The 20,800-nt window shown below is 59.7% G+C and carries 15 protein-coding genes; 7 read left to right on the plus strand and 8 right to left on the minus strand.

Going from position 1 to position 20,800, the window contains the following annotated elements:
- Positions 1-40 precede the first annotated feature (40 nt).
- Complete coding sequence (locus tag AB5Z25_RS07280) at positions 41-370, minus strand: TIGR04076 family protein (protein WP_215674512.1); 330 nt, start codon at positions 368-370, stop codon at positions 41-43.
- Positions 363-1,187 carry a PfkB family carbohydrate kinase gene (locus AB5Z25_RS07285; protein ID WP_055286300.1) on the minus strand — a complete coding sequence of 275 codons (825 nt, stop codon included), beginning with the start codon at positions 1,185-1,187 and terminating at the stop codon, positions 363-365. The genes AB5Z25_RS07280 and AB5Z25_RS07285 overlap by 8 nt, the downstream gene beginning before the upstream one ends.
- Before the next feature lie 695 nt (positions 1,188-1,882).
- On the opposite strand from AB5Z25_RS07285, the gene AB5Z25_RS07290 reads away from it, so the two are divergent.
- Genes AB5Z25_RS07290 through AB5Z25_RS07300 form a run of 3 tightly spaced genes read left to right on the plus strand, consistent with a single transcriptional unit; the run spans position 1,883 to position 6,135 of the window.
- Positions 1,883-2,386 carry a MarR family winged helix-turn-helix transcriptional regulator gene (locus tag AB5Z25_RS07290; RefSeq protein ID WP_195919859.1) on the plus strand — a complete coding sequence of 168 codons (504 nt, stop codon included), beginning with the start codon at positions 1,883-1,885 and terminating at the stop codon, positions 2,384-2,386.
- On the plus strand, positions 2,379-4,223 hold the full coding sequence (locus AB5Z25_RS07295; protein WP_368135176.1) for an ABC transporter ATP-binding protein: 1,845 nt from the start codon (positions 2,379-2,381) through the stop codon (positions 4,221-4,223). Before AB5Z25_RS07290 ends, AB5Z25_RS07295 begins: the two co-directional genes overlap by 8 nt.
- The gene (locus AB5Z25_RS07300) at positions 4,216-6,135 is read left to right on the plus strand and encodes an ABC transporter ATP-binding protein (RefSeq protein ID WP_368135177.1); all 1,920 of its coding nucleotides are present in this window, start codon (positions 4,216-4,218) and stop codon (positions 6,133-6,135) included. The genes AB5Z25_RS07295 and AB5Z25_RS07300 overlap by 8 nt, the downstream gene beginning before the upstream one ends.
- A 180-nt stretch (positions 6,136-6,315) precedes the next feature.
- Here AB5Z25_RS07300 and AB5Z25_RS07305 read toward each other — a convergent pair whose 3' ends face one another.
- The 6 genes from AB5Z25_RS07305 to AB5Z25_RS07330 form a co-directional block, all read right to left on the minus strand.
- Positions 6,316-7,407, minus strand: a complete 1,092-nt coding sequence (locus AB5Z25_RS07305) for a GGDEF domain-containing protein (protein WP_368135178.1) — start codon at positions 7,405-7,407, stop codon at positions 6,316-6,318.
- A gap of 142 nt (positions 7,408-7,549) precedes the next feature.
- On the minus strand, positions 7,550-8,284 hold the full coding sequence (gene srtB, locus AB5Z25_RS07310; protein WP_368135179.1) for a class B sortase: 735 nt from the start codon (positions 8,282-8,284) through the stop codon (positions 7,550-7,552).
- A gap of 20 nt (positions 8,285-8,304) precedes the next feature.
- Positions 8,305-9,396, minus strand: a complete 1,092-nt coding sequence (locus AB5Z25_RS07315) for a DUF7601 domain-containing protein (RefSeq protein WP_368135180.1) — start codon at positions 9,394-9,396, stop codon at positions 8,305-8,307.
- A gap of 51 nt (positions 9,397-9,447) precedes the next feature.
- Positions 9,448-9,981 carry a signal peptidase I gene (gene lepB / locus AB5Z25_RS07320; RefSeq protein WP_368135181.1) on the minus strand — a complete coding sequence of 178 codons (534 nt, stop codon included), beginning with the start codon at positions 9,979-9,981 and terminating at the stop codon, positions 9,448-9,450.
- A 95-nt stretch (positions 9,982-10,076) separates the two neighbouring features.
- Complete coding sequence (locus tag AB5Z25_RS07325; RefSeq protein WP_368135182.1) at positions 10,077-13,319, minus strand: DUF7601 domain-containing protein; 3,243 nt, start codon at positions 13,317-13,319, stop codon at positions 10,077-10,079.
- A 276-nt stretch (positions 13,320-13,595) separates the two neighbouring features.
- Positions 13,596-14,474: a LysR family transcriptional regulator gene (locus AB5Z25_RS07330; RefSeq protein WP_368135183.1), complete on the minus strand. Its 879-nt coding sequence runs from the start codon at positions 14,472-14,474 to the stop codon at positions 13,596-13,598.
- A gap of 233 nt (positions 14,475-14,707) precedes the next feature.
- Here AB5Z25_RS07330 and AB5Z25_RS07335 point away from each other — a divergent pair, with 233 nt between their 5' ends.
- The 4 genes from AB5Z25_RS07335 (at position 14,708) to AB5Z25_RS07350 (ending at position 20,581) form a co-directional block, all read left to right on the plus strand.
- Entirely contained in the window at positions 14,708-15,589 is an 882-nt protein-coding gene (locus AB5Z25_RS07335; RefSeq protein ID WP_118934451.1) for an SDR family NAD(P)-dependent oxidoreductase, read from the plus strand.
- Between the two features lie 66 nt (positions 15,590-15,655).
- On the plus strand, positions 15,656-16,912 hold the full coding sequence (locus AB5Z25_RS07340; RefSeq protein ID WP_368135184.1) for an MFS transporter: 1,257 nt from the start codon (positions 15,656-15,658) through the stop codon (positions 16,910-16,912).
- A gap of 69 nt (positions 16,913-16,981) precedes the next feature.
- On the plus strand, positions 16,982-18,022 hold the full coding sequence (locus AB5Z25_RS07345) for a Gfo/Idh/MocA family protein (RefSeq protein ID WP_368135185.1): 1,041 nt from the start codon (positions 16,982-16,984) through the stop codon (positions 18,020-18,022).
- Between the two features lie 411 nt (positions 18,023-18,433).
- Positions 18,434-20,581, plus strand: coding sequence for a Tex family protein (locus AB5Z25_RS07350; protein WP_368135186.1), 2,148 nt, complete (start codon positions 18,434-18,436; stop codon positions 20,579-20,581).
- Positions 20,582-20,800: the final 219 nt, after the last annotated feature.

Below are 20,800 nucleotides of genomic sequence, written 5' to 3' on the forward strand. Positions count from 1 at the left end.
ATGTGACAAAGGGACTGTCCCTTTGTCACATTGCGCTCGACTACTCGTCGACGATCTCGGCAAGCCAGACGTTCAGCGTATCGACCTCGGGGCAGCAGAACTTTGCCGTACCGGGCTCGTTGCCAGGCACGGTTCCGCCATAGCGCAGGATATCGATATAGGGAAAGCCCACATGGCAGGCCATGGCACACATCTTGCCGCGGTCTCGGTCGAAGTCAAAAACGTCGCCCGGCTTGTGACCATGGTGGCAGCGGCACGCACCCAGCTGGTCCACGCAGCTCACGCGGATGCGCGGACGCTTGCCCCGCGGCGCGCCGAGCGGCTTGTTCTCGCCCGCAGGCTTGGCGCCGCCCTCGCCAGCATTACTCATGGTCAATCACATCCAGGCAGGCCTCGATGGGAAGGCCGGCCGACTTGTCCTCTTGGTCGGCATTGCGCTCGATAAGCTCGGCCACCACACGCATAGCGTCGGTCGTCGCACGTTGCAGGCTCCAGCCGGCCATAACGCGACCCACAAGCACCGACGAGAACGTATCGCCCGTGCCCGGGAAATACACCGGAATCAGCTCAAAGGGAATCGTAAAGTACTCTCCCGCCACATGGTCGTAGCCGATGACGGCACTCGCCCCGTCGACCTTTGCGCTCGTGATGACCACCGACTTGGCGCCCAGCGCGAGCATGGCATCCACGAGCGTACGAGCCTCGTCGGCCGTAATCTGCTCGGCCATAGGCGTATCGGTGAGCAGACACGCCTCGGTATAGTTGGGCACCGCGTAGTCGGCGCACTCGACCAGGCTGCGCATAAGGCCGATGGTCGACTCGGGCACGCCAGCGTAGAGCCTGCCGTTGTCGGCCATGATGGGGTCGACGAACACCTTGGTGCCCTTTTGCGCGCGGCGGTGGCAAAAGTCCGAGATGATGCGCGCCTCTTCCTCGGTCACGATAAAGCCGGTCGAGATGGCGTCGAATTCAAAGCCGAGTTCCTCCCAGATGGCGAGGCTCTGGCGGACATACTCCGTGGTGTCGTGGATGTAGAACTTGGGGTAGTTGAGCGTATCGGAAACGAGCGCCGTTGGCAGGTTGTGGATGCGATAGCCCATGTGCGACAGCACCGGCAGCATGGCAGAAAGCGCGACCTTGCCGTAACCGCACATATCGTTGATCAGCAGCAGCTGAGTGTTCTTCATGAGTGTCCCCCTTGGGTCGGGCGCGGCGCGACGGCGCCACAGTGCGACTAAGTGTAGCGCAGGAGGCACGGCGGGCGGGCGCTGGCGCCGTGGAGGGCAAATTGTTGCGGATAGGTTTCGGAAATGGGAGGCAAATCGCGGCGGTAGCGGCACGGTAGCTGCCATCTATTTACTACCATTCCAAAACTATGCCGGATTACTACGATAAACCGCCAGTCTCCAACCACAACGAATTGCACTCCAGCAAAACCGCAGGTAGACAGCTTGTGATTTTCCGAAAAACAATGCCGAGGTCTGAGATTTCGAATTCATCGTAGTAATCCGGCATAGTTTTGGGCAAAGCAACTTTGGAAGGGTGTCACCGCAGCCCAAAATGATCCCTTTTCCTCCGTCCCCAAGGGATCACATGCACCGAAGCGGACCGTGACGGAATCACAGATTTGAGGACGGACAGCGAAAGCGTTCCCAAGCGAGCAAGGTAGCGTGAAAGAGGAGGGCATAGGCCTTGTGTCCATGCCCGACGATTGAACGCCAGATTGCCGCTTAGGAGCGCTTGCAGCGTCGAGCCGTTACGCGGTTTGGCAAAACCGCGTAACCACTAGTTTGGTACCTTGACATTCCTGTATGGCGCTCCTAAATTAGTTAGGCACAAAACAATTCCTCTACCTAACTAAAGAAAGGAGCGAAGCTTAGATATGTGTGTTGAACCACTCGTCCTTCCACATGAGCCCGGCGGTGACCCGTCGCAACCGGTAGACATACCCGAAGCGGTCAGCGCCGAAGACAAACTCGCCAAGCGCATCCTGAGCGGTCTGGGCTTTTGCGGCCATTACATGCACTTTCATGGCGGAGGCGTATCCGGCAAGGCGCCCATCATCTGCCTGCTGGCCAAGCAGCCCGGCAGCGAGATGTCGCAGCAGGAACTCGGCATGCACTTTGACCTCAAGCCGGGGTCGCTTTCCGAGATCCTGTCCAAGCTCGAGGTCAACGGCCTCATTGAGCGCAGCCGTAACCCCAAGGATCGACGGCAACTCACCATTCGCCTGACCGAAACCGGCCGGGAAAACGCCCGCATCGACCAGGCCGCCCGCATTCGCTTTAGAGAGCAGGCCTTTAGCGCCCTCACCCACGACGAGCGTGAGCAGCTCGCCGAAATGCTCGAGAAAATCCGCAAAACTTGGGAGGAACTGGATGATTAAAACCCTCATGGGCAGCATCCGCGACTATATGAAAGTCACCGTTGCCACGCCGTTGCTCGTACTTGGCGAGGTGCTCTGCGAGATGCTGATTCCATTTATCACCGCCAACCTGATCGACGCCATCAAAGACGGCGCCACCGTAGCCGAGATGCTTCCCACCGCAGGCTTTTTGGTGCTCATCGCGCTGACGTCGCTTGCTTTCGGTGCCGCTGCCGGCGTCACCTGCAGCAATGCGAGTTGCGGCTTCGCCAAGAACCTGCGTCACGACCTGTTCTACAAGATCCAGACGTTCAGCTTTGCCAACATCGATGAGTTCTCGAGCTCCTCGCTCGTCACGCGCCTGACCACCGACATCAACAACGTGCAGCAGGCCTTTATGATGATCATCCGTATCGCCGTGCGCGCGCCGCTGGTATTGATCTTCGCCTTTACCATGGCGTTTATCATGGGCGGCAGCGTCGCCATGGTCTACCTGGTCATCATTCCGCTGCTGGGCTTTGGACTGTTCTTTATCATCTTTAAGGTGCGCCCCATCTTCTCGCGCGTGTTCCACAAGTACGATGCCCTTAACGAGTCCGTCGAGGAAAACGTCACCGGCATGCGCGTGGTTAAGAGCTACGTGCGCGAAGACTTTGAGAAGGAGAAGTTCGCGACCGCCGCGCGCGACGTCCAGATGGACTTCACCCGCGCCGAGAAGCTGCTCGCCTTTAACAACCCCATGATGAACATCTGCGTCAACGGCGCGTTTGTCGTCATCATCTACCTTGGCTCCAAGCTCATCATCACGAGCCAGGGCACGCTGTTCGACGTGGGCCAGCTCTCTTCAATCTTTACCTACGGTTTCCAGATCCTCATGAGCCTGATGCAGCTGTCGATGATCTTTGTCATGGTAACTATGGCCGACGAATCGGCGCACCGCATTACCGAGGTGCTTGCCGCCGAGCCCACGATCGCCAACCCGACCAAGCCCGTGCTCGAGGTTGCCGACGGCTCCATCGACTTTGACCACGTGAGCTTTAAGTATTCCGCGCATGCGAAACGCCAGGCGCTCGACGACATCGACCTGCACATTAAGAGCGGCGAGACCATCGGCATCATCGGCGGCACCGGCTCGGCCAAGTCCACGCTCGTAAACCTCATTGCCCGCCTGTACGACGCCACCGAAGGCACCGTGCGCGTAGGCGGCATGGACGTGCGCGACTACGGCTTGGACGCGCTGCGCCACCAGGTCGCCATGGTGCTGCAGAAAAACGTGCTGTTTAGCGGCACCATTGCCGAGAATCTGCGCTGGGGCGACCCGAACGCCACCGACGAGGAGGTCCGCGAAGCGGCACATCTGGCCTGCGCCGATGAGTTTGTCGACGGCTTCCCCAAGGGCTACGACACCTGGATCGAGCAGGGCGGCTCCAATGTTTCCGGCGGTCAGAAGCAGCGCCTGTGCATTGCGCGTGCCCTGCTGCGTCGCCCCAAGATCTTGATCCTGGACGACTCCACCAGCGCCGTCGACACCAAGACCGACGCCAAGATTCGCGCAGGACTGGCAAGCTATCTGCCCAACACGACCAAGCTCATCATCGCCCAGCGCATTAGCTCCGTGCAGGATGCAGACCGCATCATCGTCATGGAGGGTGGCCACATCGCGCAGATCGGTAACCATGATGAGCTGCTTAAGACAAGCGAGATCTACCGCGAGACCTTTACCTCGCAGAACAAGATGTCTGCCGAGGGCGAGGAGAACGCCGGCGACGTCTCCGGCAACACGGCCACGGCGGCAGACAACACCGATACGACCGTAACGCAAGCCCAGACCCAGGAAGGAGGCGAGGCACATGAGTAAGGCAACGACCGCCGAGCGCGCGCTCAACCGCAAGGGCGGCACCATGTCGCGCCTCATCAAGACGCTCTTTGGCTTCTACCCCGTGCTTTTGCCCCTCGTCGTCGTCGGCGTGGTGCTCTGCGCCATCATCAACTCCATCGGCGCGACCTTCCTTCAGAGCGCCCTGCAGATCATTAGCGACTCGTGGCAGTCGGGCGACTGGACGACCGCACAGCCCAAGATTCTGCAGCTCGTGACCACCCTCGCCTGCATCTACGGCGTCGGCATCCTGTCCTCACTGTTCTGGAACCGCGCCATGGCCATCGTCACGCAGGGCTCGCTCGAGAAGCTGCGCGAGAAGATGTTCAACCGTATGCAGGACCTGCCGATTCGCTACTTCGACACGCACCAGCGCGGCGACATCATGAGCCACTACACCAACGACATCGACACGCTGCGCCAGATGATCAGCCAGTCGCTGCCCAACCTGCTCATGACGACCATCGTCATCGTCACGGTGTTCTTTATCATGCTGTACTACAGCGTGTGGATGTGCCTGGTCATTGTGGCCGGCGTCGCCTTTATGACCTTTATGACCAAGCTGCTCGGCTCCAACTCCGCGCGTTTCTTTATTGCGCAGCAGACCGAGCTCGGCGTGGTCGAGGGCCATATCGAGGAAGTCATGAACGGCCAGAAGGTCGTCAAGGCATTCTGCCACGAGTCCGCCGCCGAGGCCGATTTTGACGAGCGCAACGAAAAGCTCTTCGAGGTCTCCCAGAAGGCCAACATGTACGCCAACATCCTCATGCCTATCCTCATGAACCTGGGCAACCTGCTCTACGTGCTGGTGGCCCTTGCCGGCGGCATTTTCCTGGCGCTGGGCGTGCCCAACCTGAGCATCTCGGGCATGACGCTGTCCATCGCCGTCGTGGTGCCGTTCCTCAACATGACCAAGCAGTTCTGCGGACAGATCGGTCAGATCTCGCAGCAGATCAACGCCGTGGTCATGGGCCTCGCCGGCGCCGACCGCATCTTTGAGCTCATCGACGAGGAGCCCGAGGCCGACGAAGGCTACGTGACGCTCGTCAACGCGCAGGTGAACCCCGAGACCTGGGAGTTCGAGGAGGCCGACCACCACACCGGCATGTGGGCATGGAAACACCCGCACCGCGCGACCGGCGAGATCGAGTATGTACCGCTGCGCGGCGACCTGGTCATGGACAATGTGGACTTTGGCTACACGCCCGACCACGAGGTGCTGCACGGCGTGTCCGTGTTTGCCAAGCCGGGCCAGAAGGTCGCGTTTGTCGGTGCCACCGGTGCCGGCAAGACGACCATCACCAACCTCATCAACCGTTTCTATGACATCGCCGACGGCAAGATTCGCTACGACGGCATCAACGTCAACAAGATCCGCAAGGCCGATCTGCGCCGCTCGCTGGGCGTCGTGCTGCAGGACGTGAACCTGTTCACCGGCACCGTGATGGATAACATCCGCTACGGCAACCTGGACGCCACCGACGAGGAGTGCATCGCGGCGGCAAAGCTCGCCGGCGCGGACGACTTTATCACCCGCCTGCCGGACGGCTACGACACCATGCTCACCGGCAACGGCGCGCAGCTATCGCAGGGCCAGCGCCAGTTGATCTCGATCGCACGCGCCGCCGTCGCCGATCCGCCGGCGATGATCTTGGACGAGGCCACGAGCTCCATCGACACCCGCACCGAGGCCATCGTGCAGGCCGGCATGGACAAGCTCATGGAAGGCCGCACGACGTTTGTCATCGCGCACCGCCTGTCCACCGTGCGCAACTCCGACGCAATCATCTGTCTGGACCACGGTCGCATCATCGAGCGTGGCAACCATGACGAGCTGATCGCCAAGCGCGGGTATTACTACCAGCTCTATACCGGAGCGTTTGAGCTGGAGTAGTTCGGCCCGCCGAGATGGCCGTTTTGCCGCTCATTCGTCGGGCATGACCCCAAGGTCAATGCCCTCCTCTTTCGGGGAAAATCGACTCATCTCAACGACCCAAACACAACGCGCCGCAACGAATAAAGCCTCCGCAGCCACACGAGCTGCGGAGGCTTTTCTATGTCCTCCGTTATGAGCTTACCGATCCTCGCGTTGCAGCCCGGCTGCCTCGGCTGTCTTTACGCGGTTCTTGTCGATGTACATGTTTTTGTCGGCCTGGGAAAAGAGCTCGCGCATCGTAGGCGGTTCATCAAAATCACTGGAAAGCGCGTAGCCCACCGCGTAGCTGATGGGCATATCGGGGTGGACTTCGGAATACTCGTTCACGTTCGCACGAACCCGAGCGAGACAGGACTCCGCGGCAGCTCGATCGGTATCCCGCAGCACCGCGATAAACTCATCGCCGCCGTCGCGGCCCACAAAGCACGTCTCGGACGCCACACTTCCCAGTTGTTGGGCAAAAGAGCGGATGTATTCGTCGCCCTTCTCGTGGCCGAAGTTGTTATTGACCGTATGCAGATTGTTAAGGTCGAAGACGCACACCGCAACGGGCGCCTCCGCGGAGACAGGCTGCTCCTGCCCCAAGATCTCCTCGCACTTGTTCTTGTTGGGCAGTCCCGTGGCTTCGTCGAGATAGACTTTGCTCTGCAGTTCGCGATTGAGCGCGGCAGTTCGCACCGCGCGAACAAGTTCAACCGCAAAGGTCGCCACCAAGCCCACGATGTCGATGACCACCAGGCCCTCGAGATAGTTGAGCGCCGACGCCTTCTCCTGAGAGTAGTCCTCTGCGAGTCGCGTAGCATCGTCGCAAATGCCAAAGAATTCCTCGCTCATGGCGATGATGTCAGTGTCCTCGTAGCCGACTTCGCGCACGCGAATGATCTCGGCACAAAGCTCATCATAATAATTTGCAAGCTCGGTCATTTTTGCCTGATACTCATCGTCGTCGAGACGGACGAGGTTGAGGTCGTCACTTCCGTAACGCAAACCGTTGATGTATGAATCCACGGCTTTGAGCAGGTCATCTTGAGGCTGGCCCGCATCCTCGAGCTTAACGATTCGCTGCGTGGTACCGCGCACCAGACCGGCGTAGTTGACCACGCGCGCCGTGCCCTGGATATCGGAGACGAGCAGCATAACATTGATGAAGAAGAAGATGAGAACTGCCGTGAGCACCATCATGAGCAGGCGCACCACTTGGCTGGCCTTCTTGGCGACAGAAGTATTCACAAGTTCACTCCTCCAAACGGTAAAAGCGCAGGTAGCGCGCAGTGTGCCGAAATTCACGCGCGGACAACTCTACCATGATGGACCGAGAGCCTCAAACTTGATGCAGCCTATGGGGCGCAGCTTAATCGGGATATTCAATGAGCTACAAGACCTCTGCTATAAGTGCTCGGCGCCCATTTGTTTTATCGCTGCAGGTAGAAAGCGCGATGATGCGTGCATCGGGGCCAACGTCATCCATGTTCTCGTGCACCGCCGTCTGCGAGATATGCGCGAGCAGCGTCTGCATTGAGGCCTGGTCCAGGTTTCCCGGCCCAAAGATAATGTCATCACTCGCAGCAAACGAGCACACGGCAACAATGCGCAGGCGGAACGCCCCATCCTTTGTGTAGAGCGTGCCCGTGCGGTGCAGGTCAAAGAAGCCCCTGTCTAAAAACCGATCGACATCGCCAAACATCGCGCCGTTATCCATGTGGTGCGCATAGAGCAGATTGTAGGAATCGGTCATCGCGCGACTGTTGCGCGTATCCAAAAACACCGCTCCCGAAACCGCGGACTCCCCCAACACGTTTTTGTTGAGGTATTCCTGGTTATCTTTTCCCTGAACAAAGGGATAGTCGATGTTGGTGCCATCGATGGTAACCCATCCGACCACGTCGGGATTTTTGGCCATCAGTTCCTGCAGGCGTGCGCAATCGTTGGCCCCGGTGGGTTTGTAGTGCAGCAGCTCATCGCTGATGAACCCACCGTTCATAACGTTGTTTGTGTCCCACAGCGAATAGCCCCCGTACAGCAGCATGAGCAGCACGAGAAAGCCGGCAAACCACGTAAGCACGCGGTCGCCGGCTCTCGCCAGCCGAGCCATGCGTTTAAGCTCCATCGGCTGTAATCCTCGCTGTTTTAATGGCGGTTACGACGAGGACGGAAGAAGACCACGCCCATCACGGCAGCAAACGCGACGATTGCCGCATAGGGAACGACCGTCCGAATAACATCGGTGGGAACGGTAGCCTCTTTTGTGTTGGTAAAGGTCACCGTGGTGTCAGAAGTACCGATACCCTTCTCGGCAATAGAGTTACCTTCTGTCGAACTGGTGTCATCACCAATCTTGTACGACGTCTTATAACCTTCGCTATGATAATCCGCCTCAGTTACGGCGAATTTATCCTCCGATGAGAGACCGTAAAAGATGACGGATTCTCCGTTCTTAAGGCTCACGCTAATCGCAGTTCCCGACGCGGCCTTAACTTCGTTCGGGGTAGTAGTCCCGTCTTTCACAGTGGCGTACTTATAAGTCTCCCCGTCAGTGCCTTTAATCGTGACGGTAAAGTCAAAGTCCTTATTCTTGTCACCCTGGTTGCCGGCAACGACCTTTTTGATGGTCAACTTTTGGGTGACATATTTGTTCTCAAAGCCTGAGGTCTTGTCGCCCGATCCCGCCGCTGTGCTAAGAGTGCAGCCCTTAGCAACTAAGCCTGAGTCGCCATTTTCTACGTAAACATCCAGGAACAGTTCCTTATACTCAACGTCGTTGAGGCCATCCAGCTCTGGCGGCGTCTGCGTAATTTTGTATCGATAGATGCCCGGAGCCGCGAACTTTGAGGTATCAAGGCTGACGCTCATTGGGGCGGTTATTGTCTTAGTAACGCCGTCGGTATTATCTTCGCTAGAAAGACCTTTGGCAGAATAATTTACGGAAGACGGCGAAAGCGAAACGGCCCCTTCCACTCCAGCAGTAACGGGCATACCCGTGTTCGTAAGCTCGCTCGTCTCCGCCGGCGAGATCGAATACTTAAACTGCGCATTCGGCTCCACAGCATCCTTGTTCATGGTAAGCGTCGAGGTGATCGTAACCTTGTTGCCAGTTACCGGCAGATGCGGAGTAGTAGATCCCCCCTCCGCCCACGCGGGCGTGACAACTCCCACCAAAGCCAGCAGCATCGTGGCAGCCACAACTGCAAACGCCGCCAGTCGCCTCTTTCCAGTTTTCATGTTGTATCCTTCCTCTCGGGCACATGCCCTTAATAAAACCAATCTCCGTGCCTACAGGTTCGACCTGCGCAGCACGCTGATCACGTTGCCTTTGATCTGCGAACGGGCAATCGGCCCATACAGGCGACTGTCGTGCCCGCCCTCGCGCAAATCTGCCAGCACAAAGAGCTCATCCGCTGCCAGGTGTACGGGATAGTCCACAGCAGACTCATAGCGCGGCGTCGGCGTGGTGATATCGCTTTCCACCACAACAGCCCCGTTAACCATGAGCTCGCCCGACTCGGTAATTGTGACCTCATCACCGGGGCGGGCAACCACGCGACCCAGGCGCTCTTCGCCATCCGCGGTGTATACCACCACGTCACCCTCGTTAAAGCTCTGGCTGAGCCTCCAGTAGAGCATGACGTCACCCGAACAGATGCGGGGGGCCATCTCGCCAGTCGTGACTGCGCCCACGCCCAAGACCACACCAAAGAGCAGCCAGAGCGTCACGACAAAAAATGCCAGGCGCGCCAGAAAGCCCACGATATCGCGCCGGTCGTCCGCTTCTCCCAGATCTGGTGCCGCATGGGCGCCCAACCTCACGTTCGACGCGGCCGAATACCGCGAGCCCCGGGGTCTTCCCTGCGGGGCCGCTCGTGCGGCTGGCCCATCACCAGCATTGCTGGCGCCATGTCTTCTCATAGGCGCCCACCCCTCTTGGAGCCGCGGTGTAAACGCAGCGCAACCATGCCCGTAGCCAACAGCACGCCGGCGGTCAAAATCGCCAGGGCATAGATGGGGTTGCGCGTAATACCCGTAGGCACCGCGACCTGTCGGGAATTGGTGGCCTTAGCTTCAACGGCAACGGTCACACGCGGACCGTTGAGCGTGCCGCTCGCACCCGTAAGCTTAGCCTGATACCCCAACGAAGAGTAATCGTCTTCGCTCACGGTATAGACCGCGTTGTAATCCAGCGCCTTAATCGAAACGGTCAGGCCGTCCTTAACGGCAAACGGCATGGTCGCCTTGCCCTGGCCATCGGCCGTAAAGGCCGTCTTGTTTTCCACGGTCTCGGCCCGATCATTCGGTCGCGCTACGAGCGCATGGCTGCCTTGGGCAGACGCATCCGAATACTCGATGGCGTAGGTCTGACCAGCCTTGAGGCCCGTAAAGGTTGCCGTCATCTTAAAGTAGGCACGCTTGTCGCCCATATTGCCCGTAACGCTCTTGGAAACCTTGAGCGTGTAGGTACGTGGGGTGAACCGTGCGTATACGCATCCCGTATGGCGCTCTTTTACGTTGTACGTATAGGTGGGTGAAGACGACAGCAGCTCCGGGGCGTCCGGATTTGACAGGTCGTACCAGCCCTCAAAGTGATAGCCCTCCTTGGGAGTGGCCACCGCCTCCACAAACGTGCCGTCATCCACAAAGTAGGCGATACCCGAAGTTTTGTACGCGTCGGCGTCCTTGCCCGAGCGATCCCCGGCATCGATGGAGCCCTTTGCCCCCTTAAGCTTGGAGCTGACCGTACCGCCCGTCGTTACGTTGCTCCACGTGCCATCGGCATTTTTAAGCTGAGCAACAAAGGCCTGACGATACTTCCATTGCGCCACGAACGTCGCGCCTTGGCTCTCGGGAATGTTTTTGACCGTTACCTCATCGCCTGCAGCACCGGTATCCGAATCGACCTTCTTGCCCTTAATGGTAAGAGTGCCGGAATCCGTGGTACCCTCGGGAGCCGTATGGGTCACCGTGTGCTCTGCGCTAAAACGAATGGCTTTTCCCGAGCCCGCGTACTCCCAGCCCATAAACTTCCAACCGTCGTTTTGCCCTTCGGCAGCATGGGAGGTATAGCTCGCTCCAGCACCAGAAAGCTGCACGAAATCGCCCGTGGACTCATTGGACGGATCATAGTGATACGCTTTGCCACCGTTCACATCGTATTGAACACCCGCCTTAGAAAACACAAGGTGCACTTTGTAGTGCTTTGTGACCTTGTCGACCTTAAAGTGATAGGTGCCATCGTCCAATTCGGTCCAGTGCGCCTTATCGTCCGCGGAATAGAACTCGCCGTTGACAAAAGCACCGATAAAGACTGCCCCGCCATCGCGCTTGGCGTCAACCATAAAGTAGGAGTTCTTTTCCTGTTTCCCTACGTAGTTTTTGGCATACGTAAAGTCCGCTGTCTCGTTGTCGGAGTTATAAAAATACGTTCCGCTTCCGTTGGGCGTCGTGTACGTCTCGATGCGATAGAACTCCCTAAACGAGATATTGTCGAGGAAGTTGCCGATCGAATTGCTCCCGTTGGCCGTGTTGTAGGCCACAAAAGCAAAGACGCTCTGGTTTTGGCCATCCGGAATGGTGTAGGTATAGTCGTAGTCAACCTTTTTGTTCTGCTCGAGCGCGTTGGAACCGTAGGAAGCCCACGCGTCGTTTTCGGACGCCATAATCCATACGCACCATTTTTCGGTATGCTCCGCATCGGCCGTCCATGAGAACGCGCTTCCGCTGGACGCATCGGCAAATCCGCCCACTTTGTCAAACTTGGTTGAATACAGGATGATCTTTTTGCTGCAGCCCGATTGGGAAAAATTGGCCACATCCAAACCGACATAGTTATCGACGCTCATTTGAATCCATTGAACAATTTGCTGGTACTGATCGAGTGCCTTTTGATTGTCCTTGTACGGCTCGTTTTCTTGTCGCGGACCGATGATAAGGGCCATGGCGTCTCGACCCGAGCGGCCGCGGTGATCGAGCCCCCACTCGTACTGTTTTCCCGGCTCGGTCGTCACATATTGGTAGAGCGAACTCGCCTCGTGTGCGTTGAGCTCGGCTGCATAGTCACCATCGGAGGGCGTAAACGTAACAGAATGCCCAGCTGGGTCGATATAGTAGTCGTTCTGGGCAACGATCTCGATACGATGGTCTGTCTCGGTCGTACGCCAATGGGGCGAGCACAACGTAAACTTGCTGGGCCTCTGGTTCCCTAGATGTATATCCTCTTCAAAGCTGCCGTTAGCAATGTTCGTATTCTCGTTCTTAAGATTCGAGGTCGAGAACGCATAGCGCGTGAGCGTTGTCATGGTCTCGGACGAGTTTTCCTGATACACCTTGGCAAAGTCGCTATAGATATTGCGCGTGCCCTGCTTTTCCACGTGAACGTCGTTGACCAGATTGCCAAACCACTCCCGGTATTGTTCGTTTGCCCCCGTAAGATTTGAATCGTAGCAAGTTAGTGCAAGCATCGTGTTTTCGGACGCTGCGGCATAGACTGCCTGATAGGCAAACTCATCGTCTTGCTCGGGAAGCGCTCGATAATAGTGTGTACTGTTGGTGCCAAAGGAAAACCAACCCTGTCCGTTAGAGCTTACGAGCCACACAGAAAGCGCAATGCGACCGTCGCTCTGCTCAAACGAGAAGTGGGATCCGTCGGCGCTGCTACCAGCAAAGCCGCCATTTGCAGCAAAGGGATCGCTGTAAACGGTGTACTGCTCAACGGTATTTCCCTGGGGCATCTTGCCCTGCGCCTTAAGCCAAGTCCGCAGCTGCATGAGCTGGTCTTGGCCTGCGCTGTTAACCGACAGATTCTCCTGTTGAGGACCCATCGTGAGCATCAGCACGTCGTGTTCGGTTGCGGCGCGATGGTTGAGGCCCCACTCGTACGTGGAGCCGCTCTGGGTGGAAAAGGTGGTGTAGGTTGATCCGGGTTCAAAATAAGCATTGGTATCCTGCGGCTTAAGATTCCACGCAAGCGCAAAGTGATTACCGTTAGCTTGTTTGAGGTTTCTTTGACCGTTGAGGAGCTTCGTGGGGAGGTCGAGGTACGACGCCTCGCCGATTTTCTTATCCGGAGAGGTCGTCGACCAACCAGAAGCTTGGTTGGTAAAGGTTGGGTTCGCTATAAGGTTGCCATCGTCACCGTACGCACGCGAGGGCAACCCCCCCCCGACCATAACGAATGCGCATAAGACCGCTGCCAACATCACAAAGGTGCGGCGCATCGACGCTATATGACCGAAAGGACCCTGCACGGGCGCACCCCCCAGCCGCAGCCCGAGCTTTCGCGCAAGCTGCACAAGTAGTACGTTTAAGTTTTTTGATTCTACAACCAGCCCAGGGCAAAAGCAAAATCATGCGTAACCGATTTGCAGTCATTTTTCGCATTGCGCAGGTAGGACGCCAAAAGTGGCTAAAAAAGCCCCGTCCTAAATGAGCTATTTGAGAAGCTGAGCCATGGCGTTGACGAATTTTTGGACTTGGAGGGTGGGCTCGAGCGGGTAGTGCAAAAAGACCGGCACCTCACGGCCGCACAGGAACGGCACGCCCACAAAGGCCGGGTGCACCCCCGACCACGCCCCGCAGGTGAGCACCGCGTCGCCCTTTTCCTCCGCCTCGTTAAAGAGCGCAAAGTCAAAGCTGTCCACGTCGATCACGTCAACGCCGCCGTCGGCCAAAAGGTCGATACGCAGACTGTCCATGGCGTCGTTGCCGTGGCGGAGCACGCGCAGGCGCATGCCCTCCAGGTCGGCAACCGTAATGCGTGCCTTGCGCGCCAGCGGGCTCGTGCGCGGCAGGTCGATATAAAACGGTACGTTGACGATGCGGAGCTTTTGGCAGGCATCACCCCAGCGCGGGGTCGAAAAACTCGACTGCACCACATCGACCTCGCGACCCAAGCTGCGCATGACGGATTCGCGCTCGTCATAGAGGTCGCTCACCGGCACGATCTCAAATCGCAGCGACGGTTCCAGATCGTGGATGCCCGACCACATCGACAGCGTTTGGCGCCCCGGGCACATCATCGACACGCCCAAGCGCACGGCACCGCCATCGCCCGCCGCGCGTCGGGCACGGCGCAGCGCGTCCTCGGACTGCCGCATGATCGAGCGCGCGTCGTCCACCAGCAGTGCGCCGGCCGGCGTCACCTTGACGCCCGAGTGCGAACGTTCAAACAGCGTGATGCCGAACTCGGCCTCGAAGCCCGACACCTGCTTGACGAGTGCTGGGGTCGACACGCGCAATTTTGCCGCCGCACGCGAGAAGCTTCCCAGCTCCGCGGCGGCCGATATGGCCTCAAGTCGTCGATCGTACACGTCAATCTCCCGTTTTCGCGCCCGTGGCCACATGGCGCCACAGGGGGTTGTTTTCGCAGGTCACGCGTTCAGTTGAGCATAAACTACATCGCATAGTGTAAACCTACGGTTAACGCCATTCTAACAAATATGCAATTCACCTGCGCAAATGCAAAGCATACGATAACCTGCGAAAACCACGTGGATCGATTAATAAGAGCGACCCACCGGGAGGCACAAGAAGGGAAGTTCCTATGAGCAACTGGCTTAAGCTCGAGGGCGATGTCTGCGCCGTGACTGGCGCACTCGGCGGTATGGGCGTCGAGATCTGCCGCGAGTTCGCCCGCAACGGCGCCAATGTCGTCCTGCTCGATCTGGACGAGGAAAAGGTCAAGGCCGCAGCCGCCGACCTCGCCGCCGAGTTTGGCATCCACGCCGAGGGCTACAAGATGAACGCCACCGACGAGGCCGAGGTTCAGGCCGCCGTCGACGCCACCATCGCCGACTTCGGCCGCGTCGACGTCCTCGTCAACACCGCCGGCATCCTGCGCTTTGCCGCTATGGAGGACCTGCCGCTCTCCGACTGGGAGCAGGTGCTCAACGTCAACCTCACCGGTTACTTCATCACCTCACAGCGCTTTGGTCGCGAGATGATCAAGGCCGGCCAGGGCCGCCTGGTGCACATCTCGACCGTTGCCAGCCACTCCCCTGAGACGTTCTCGGGCGTGTACAGCTCCACCAAGGCGGGCGTCAACATGATGTCCAAGATGCTCGCCGCCGAGTGGGGCCCCTACGGCGTGCGCTCCAACTGCGTCGAGCCCTGCTTTGTCAAAACCCCCATGTCGGCCAATTTCTACGCCGACCCCGAGGTCGAAAAGAGCCGCAGCCGCCTGATCGCCACGCGCCGCATCGGCGAGGTCAGCGATATCGCCAACGCCGTCATGTTCCTGGCGTCCAAGCGCTCGGACTTTACCACCGGCGACGCCATCAAGGTCGACGGCGGCTTCTCCAACATGATGGGCGACCTCACCGCCAAGCCCGGCGGCCGTCGCGCCTATGCCGACAACTACCTCAAGAACAAAGGTGTCGAGCTCTGGTCCGATGAGTCCGGCGTCGCCAAGCCGACCGACCAGTAAACCAACATGACAGGGAGGCTCCGCGGACACGCCCGCTCCTCCCCCGTATCGATTAGAAAGAGTCCAATGGCTTCCACCAACTCCAACAAGGGTCGCGCCGTCGTGCTTTCCGCCGCGTGCGTCACCATGTTCTTCATCAGCTCCATCGCGCTGTATTCCGTCGTGAGCAAGAATCTGCTCGCCGTCTATCCCGAGTGGTCCAGCGCCCTTACCTGGGCTTTCCCGGTCTTTCAAACCATCATGGCCGTGACGGGCATCTTCGCCGGCCGCATCTCCGATAAGATCGGCCCGCGCAACGTCGTGATCGCCGCCGCCGTGTGCTACGGCCTGGGCTGGTTCATGTCCGGCACCGTCACCGAGCCGTGGCAGTTCTACCTGTGGTTCTCACTCGTCGCCGCCGTCGGCAACGGTCTGGGCTATAACCCGGCGCTCACCACCGGCCAAAAGTGGTTCATCGACAAGAAGGGTCTCGCCTCCGGCATCACCCTGGCCGCTTCGACCGCCGGTCCCGCCGTGCTGTCCCCGGTGCTCGCCTCGCTGCTCATCCCGAGCCTGGGCATCTTTGGCGCCCTTAAGGCGCTCGGCGTCATCTTCTTTGTGATGATCGCCGCCTCCGCCCTGTTCCTGAAGGCCCCCGAGGCCGGTTGGCTGCCCGAAGGCTTCGAGGCCCCTAAGGGCGGCGCACATGCCGGCACCTTCGGCGACCTCACCCCGGGCGAGATGGTCAAGACCCCGCGCTTCTGGGTCCTCATCGTCACCTTCGCCTTCGCCGCCACCGCGGGCACCTTGCTCGTGGGCAAGGTTGCCTCCATCGCCGCCGTCCAGCTCTTCGCCGACCCCACGAGCGCCGCGGCCGTCGCCCTCGGCGGCGTGGTGGTCTCCGTCAACACCTGCGCCAACCTGGTTGGCCGTCTCTCCTTTGGCCAGATCATCGACAAGATCGGTGCCTACAAGTCGCTGCTCATCAGCCTTGTCGTCACCATCGTCGCACTCGTCATCATGTCGATGAGCTTTACGCAGGGCATGTTCTTTGTGGCGCTCGCCCTGCTCGGCTTTAGCTTTGGCGCCCTGCTCGTCATCTACCCGCCGCTCACCGGTGGCGCCTTTGGCACCAGCAACATCGGCGTCAACTACGGCATCATGTTTTTGGGTTATGCCGCTTCCACCTGGATCAGCCAGCCCATCACCGCCGTGCTGTATCACGCCGAGGCCGGCAGCGCCGCCTACCAGCAGTCCTTCTACGGCGCCATTGTGATCGCCGCCATCGCCGTCGTGCTCACCGTCTACATGATGGTCTCCGACAGCAAGAAGAAGTCCGCCTAGTTTTACCGATGCGACAAAGGGACAGCCCCTTTGTCGCATTCCACCGGTCACCAGTATTAAGGAGTCGAAATGTCTGAGCTCAACCCCGTCCGCATTGCCGTTATCGGCGCCGGCGCCATGGGCCGCAACCACATCCGCTTTGTCACCGAGGAGCCCGAAGCCGAGCTCGTCGCCATCGCCGACGCCTTTGAGGGCGCCCGCGCCACGGCCGAGGCCGCCGGCGTGCCGTTTTATACCGATCCCGCCCAGATGATGGACGAGGTCAAGCCCGAGGCCGTCATTATCGCCACCCCCAACGACCTGCACTTGGGCGTTGCCCGCGAGGCTGTGAAGCGCAACATCGTGCCGCTGGTCGAAAAGCCGATCTCCAACGACCTGGAGGATGCCCAGGCCTTCGCCGCCGAGGCCGAGACCGCCGGCGTGCCCGTGCTCGTGGGTCAGCACCGTCGCCACAACCCCTTCGTCAACAAGGCCAAGGAGATCATCGAGTCCGGCGAACTGGGCAAGCTCACCGTATCGAGCTTCCACTACATGATCTATAAGAATGACGAGTACTTCGATGTCGAGTGGCGCCGCAAGAAGGGTGCCGGCCCGATCCTGGTCAACCTGGTGCACGACGTCGACCTGCTCCGCTACCTGCTGGGCGAGCCCGTTGCCGTCCAGGGCATGCAGTCCAGCGCCGCCCGCGGTTTTGAGACCGAGGACTCCGCCGTGGTCAACGTCCGTTTTGCCGATGGCGCGCTCGCAAGCATGACCATCTCTGACGCCACCGCCAGCCCCTGGAACTGGGAGGCCACCGCTCGCGAGGATCCGCAGTACCGCCCCTTCGACGCCGACGCCTATTTTATCGGTGGCACCAAGGGCGCCCTTTCGCTGCCCCGCCTGCACCAGTTCTCCTACGACGGTGCCTCCAACTGGCACAAGCCGCTGCAGATGGAGATCCCGGCTGTGGACCCGGCGCTGCCGCACAAGATGCAGCTCAGGCACTTTGTGAAGGTCGTCCGCCGCGAGGTCGAGCCCGTCGTGACCCCCGCCGACAACGTTAAGACGCTCACGCTGCTTAACGCCATCAAGGAGGCCGCCGAGACCGGCCAGCTCGTCGAGCTGTAATGCCTTAAGAGCGGCCGCGGCAGAAGCCCCATGCCGAGCCCCTCGGTCCGCCACCAATAAGCCCCTCTTCTTTGCCCCGCGAGCAGCCTCATGCCCGCGGGGCTTTTTGCTACTTCGCTGACAATTTTTCTGAGACGGGGGCTATTTTGCACCTCGGCTTGATTCGTTCGCCACGAAACGCACCTATCTACTACGTTTAACCGATCGCCCTCAACCATGCCAAATTTCGCGAAATAAAAACTGCAGGTAGACGGCTTGCCGATTTTCGGAAAACCCAGGCATGGTCGACCTATACGGTTCAAACGTAGTAGATGGGCCGTTTTCATGGCGCAGCCCCAAAACAGTCTTTTGGGACGGGTGGTATCCTTGGTAGCCCTGTGCTGCAAACGCACCTCAAACGCAAGGAGTCCCATGGATCTTATCGCCCAGCTCGCCCGCGAGCTCAACCTTAAGGCTGACAACATCGAGGCAGCCGTCAAGCTCATCGACGAGGGCAACACCATCCCCTTTATCTCGCGCTACCGCAAGGAAGCCACGGGCGGCATGGACGACGTCGCCCTGCGCGCCCTCGACGAGCGCCTGTCTTACCTGCGCAATCTTGAGCAGCGCAAGGAGGACGTCATCCTGCTCATCGACGCCCAGGGCAAACTCACGCCCGAGCTCGAGCAGCAGATTCGCGAGGCCACGCAGCTCCAGCGTGTCGAGGACCTCTACAAGCCCTACCGAAAAAAGCGCATGACCCGCGCGCAGAAGGCCCGCGAAGCCGGCCTGGAGCCGCTTGCTAACATGATCATCATGCAGGCATCCGCCAAGGGCAGCGCGCTCGACGCCGCCGCGGCATACGTCAACGAGGAAGCCGGCTTCGACACGCCCGAGAAGGCGCTTGCCGGCGCAGCGGACATCGTGGCTGAGACGGTAGCCGAGGACCCCGAGAACGTCGCCGACCTGCGCGCCTTTACGCAAAACACCGCCGATATCGTCGTCGAGGCCACCGATCCCACCGAGAAGACTCCCTACGAGCCGTACTACAGCTATGACGAGCCACTGCGCCGTATACCCAACCACCGCGTGCTGGCTATCGACCGCGGTGAACGCGAGGGCAAGCTCCGCGTGCGCGTAAACGTCGACGGCGCTGCCGCCACGGCACGCCTCGGCAGCCGTTGGCCCCGCCGTCAGGGCGTGTTTGCTCCCATCTTCGATGCCGCCATCGCCGACGGCTACAAGCGCCTCATGGCCCCCTCGCTGGAGCGCGAGGCCCGCGCCAAACTCACCGTTCGCGCCCAGACCGAAGCCATCAACGTCTTTGCCAAGAATCTCGAGGGCCTGCTCTCGGCACGCCCCGTGCGCGGCGCCCGCGTGCTCGCGCTCGATCCGGGCTACCGCACCGGCTGCAAGGTCGCCGTCATGGACGAGACCGGCAAGCTACTCGACCACGGCGTGGTCTACCCCACCAAGCCGCGCCACGACGTCGCCGGCACCAAGCGCGAGCTCGCTCGCCTCGTCAAAAAGGACGGTGTCAACACCATCGTCATCGGCAACGGCACCGCTAGCCGCGAGACCGAGGAAGTAGTCTCGGAGTTCATTGCCGAGCAGGCGCCCAGCCTTCGCTACACCATCGTCAACGAAGCCGGCGCGTCGGTGTACTCCGCCTCCGAACTCGCAAGCCAGGAGTATCCCGACCTGGACGTCACCGTGCGCGGCGCCATGAGCCTGGGCCGCCGTCTGCAAGACCCGCTGGCAGAGCTCGTCAAGATTCCGCCCCAGTCCATCGGCGTTGGCCAGTACCAGCACGACCTTGACCAGGCAGAGCTTTCGCGCACCCTGGGCCACGTGGTGGAGGACGTCGTCAACCGCGTGGGCGTCGACGTAAACACCGCGAGCGCGAGCCTGCTGGGATACGTATCGGGCATCACGCCGAGCGTGGCCAAGAGCATCGTGGCCTACCGCGAGGAAAACGGCGCCTTTACCGATCGCCGCCAGCTCAAGAAGGTCCCCAAGCTGGGACCCAAGGCATATCTCAACGCCGCGGGCTTCCTGCGCATCAGCGGCGGCAGGAACCCGCTCGACGCGACAAGCGTCCACCCCGAGAGCTACGAGGTGGCCACGTCCGTCTTGGAGCGCGCAGGCGTTAAAACCAGCGAGCTCAGCCGTGGCGGCGTGCCCGACATTGAGCGCCGTCTGGGCAGCATCTCGGCGCTGGCAAGCGACCTGGACTGCGGCACCCTCACGCTCATCGACATCGTCAACGAGCTCAAGAAGCCCGGCCGCGACCCGCGCGACGACGCGCCCGAGGTGGTCTTTAGCCGCTCGGCACTTTCTATCGATGACCTGGAGCCCGGCATGGAACTCAAGGGCACGGTGCGCAACGTCGTAGACTTTGGCGCCTTCGTCGACGTCGGCGTGCACCAGGACGGCCTCGTGCACATCTCCAAGCTGGCTAACCGCTTCGTCAAGCACCCGAGCGACGTGGTACGCGTCGGCGACACGGTAAAGGTGTGGGTGGAAAAGGTCGATCGCGACCGCAAGAAGATCTCGCTCACCATGGTGCAGGGGAAGTAAACCACCTAAAGCAAGGGTCCCCCCTCTCGCGACGTGCAAAATCGCGAGTATTCTGCAATTTCCGCCGCCCCGAACGCCCCTCAGAGGCAATAAAGTCAAAAACAGCCCCCGTTTTAGCGTCGTCAGAGCCAAAACGGGGGCTGTTCCGTGCTTCAGCTAGCTGATAAAAACCTTTACCTTGCTGAATACTCTCGATTTTGCACGTCGCAGGCGGGGGTA

This window comes from Collinsella aerofaciens (assembly GCF_040910325.1).
Lineage (GTDB): Bacteria > Actinomycetota > Coriobacteriia > Coriobacteriales > Coriobacteriaceae > Collinsella > Collinsella aerofaciens_BL.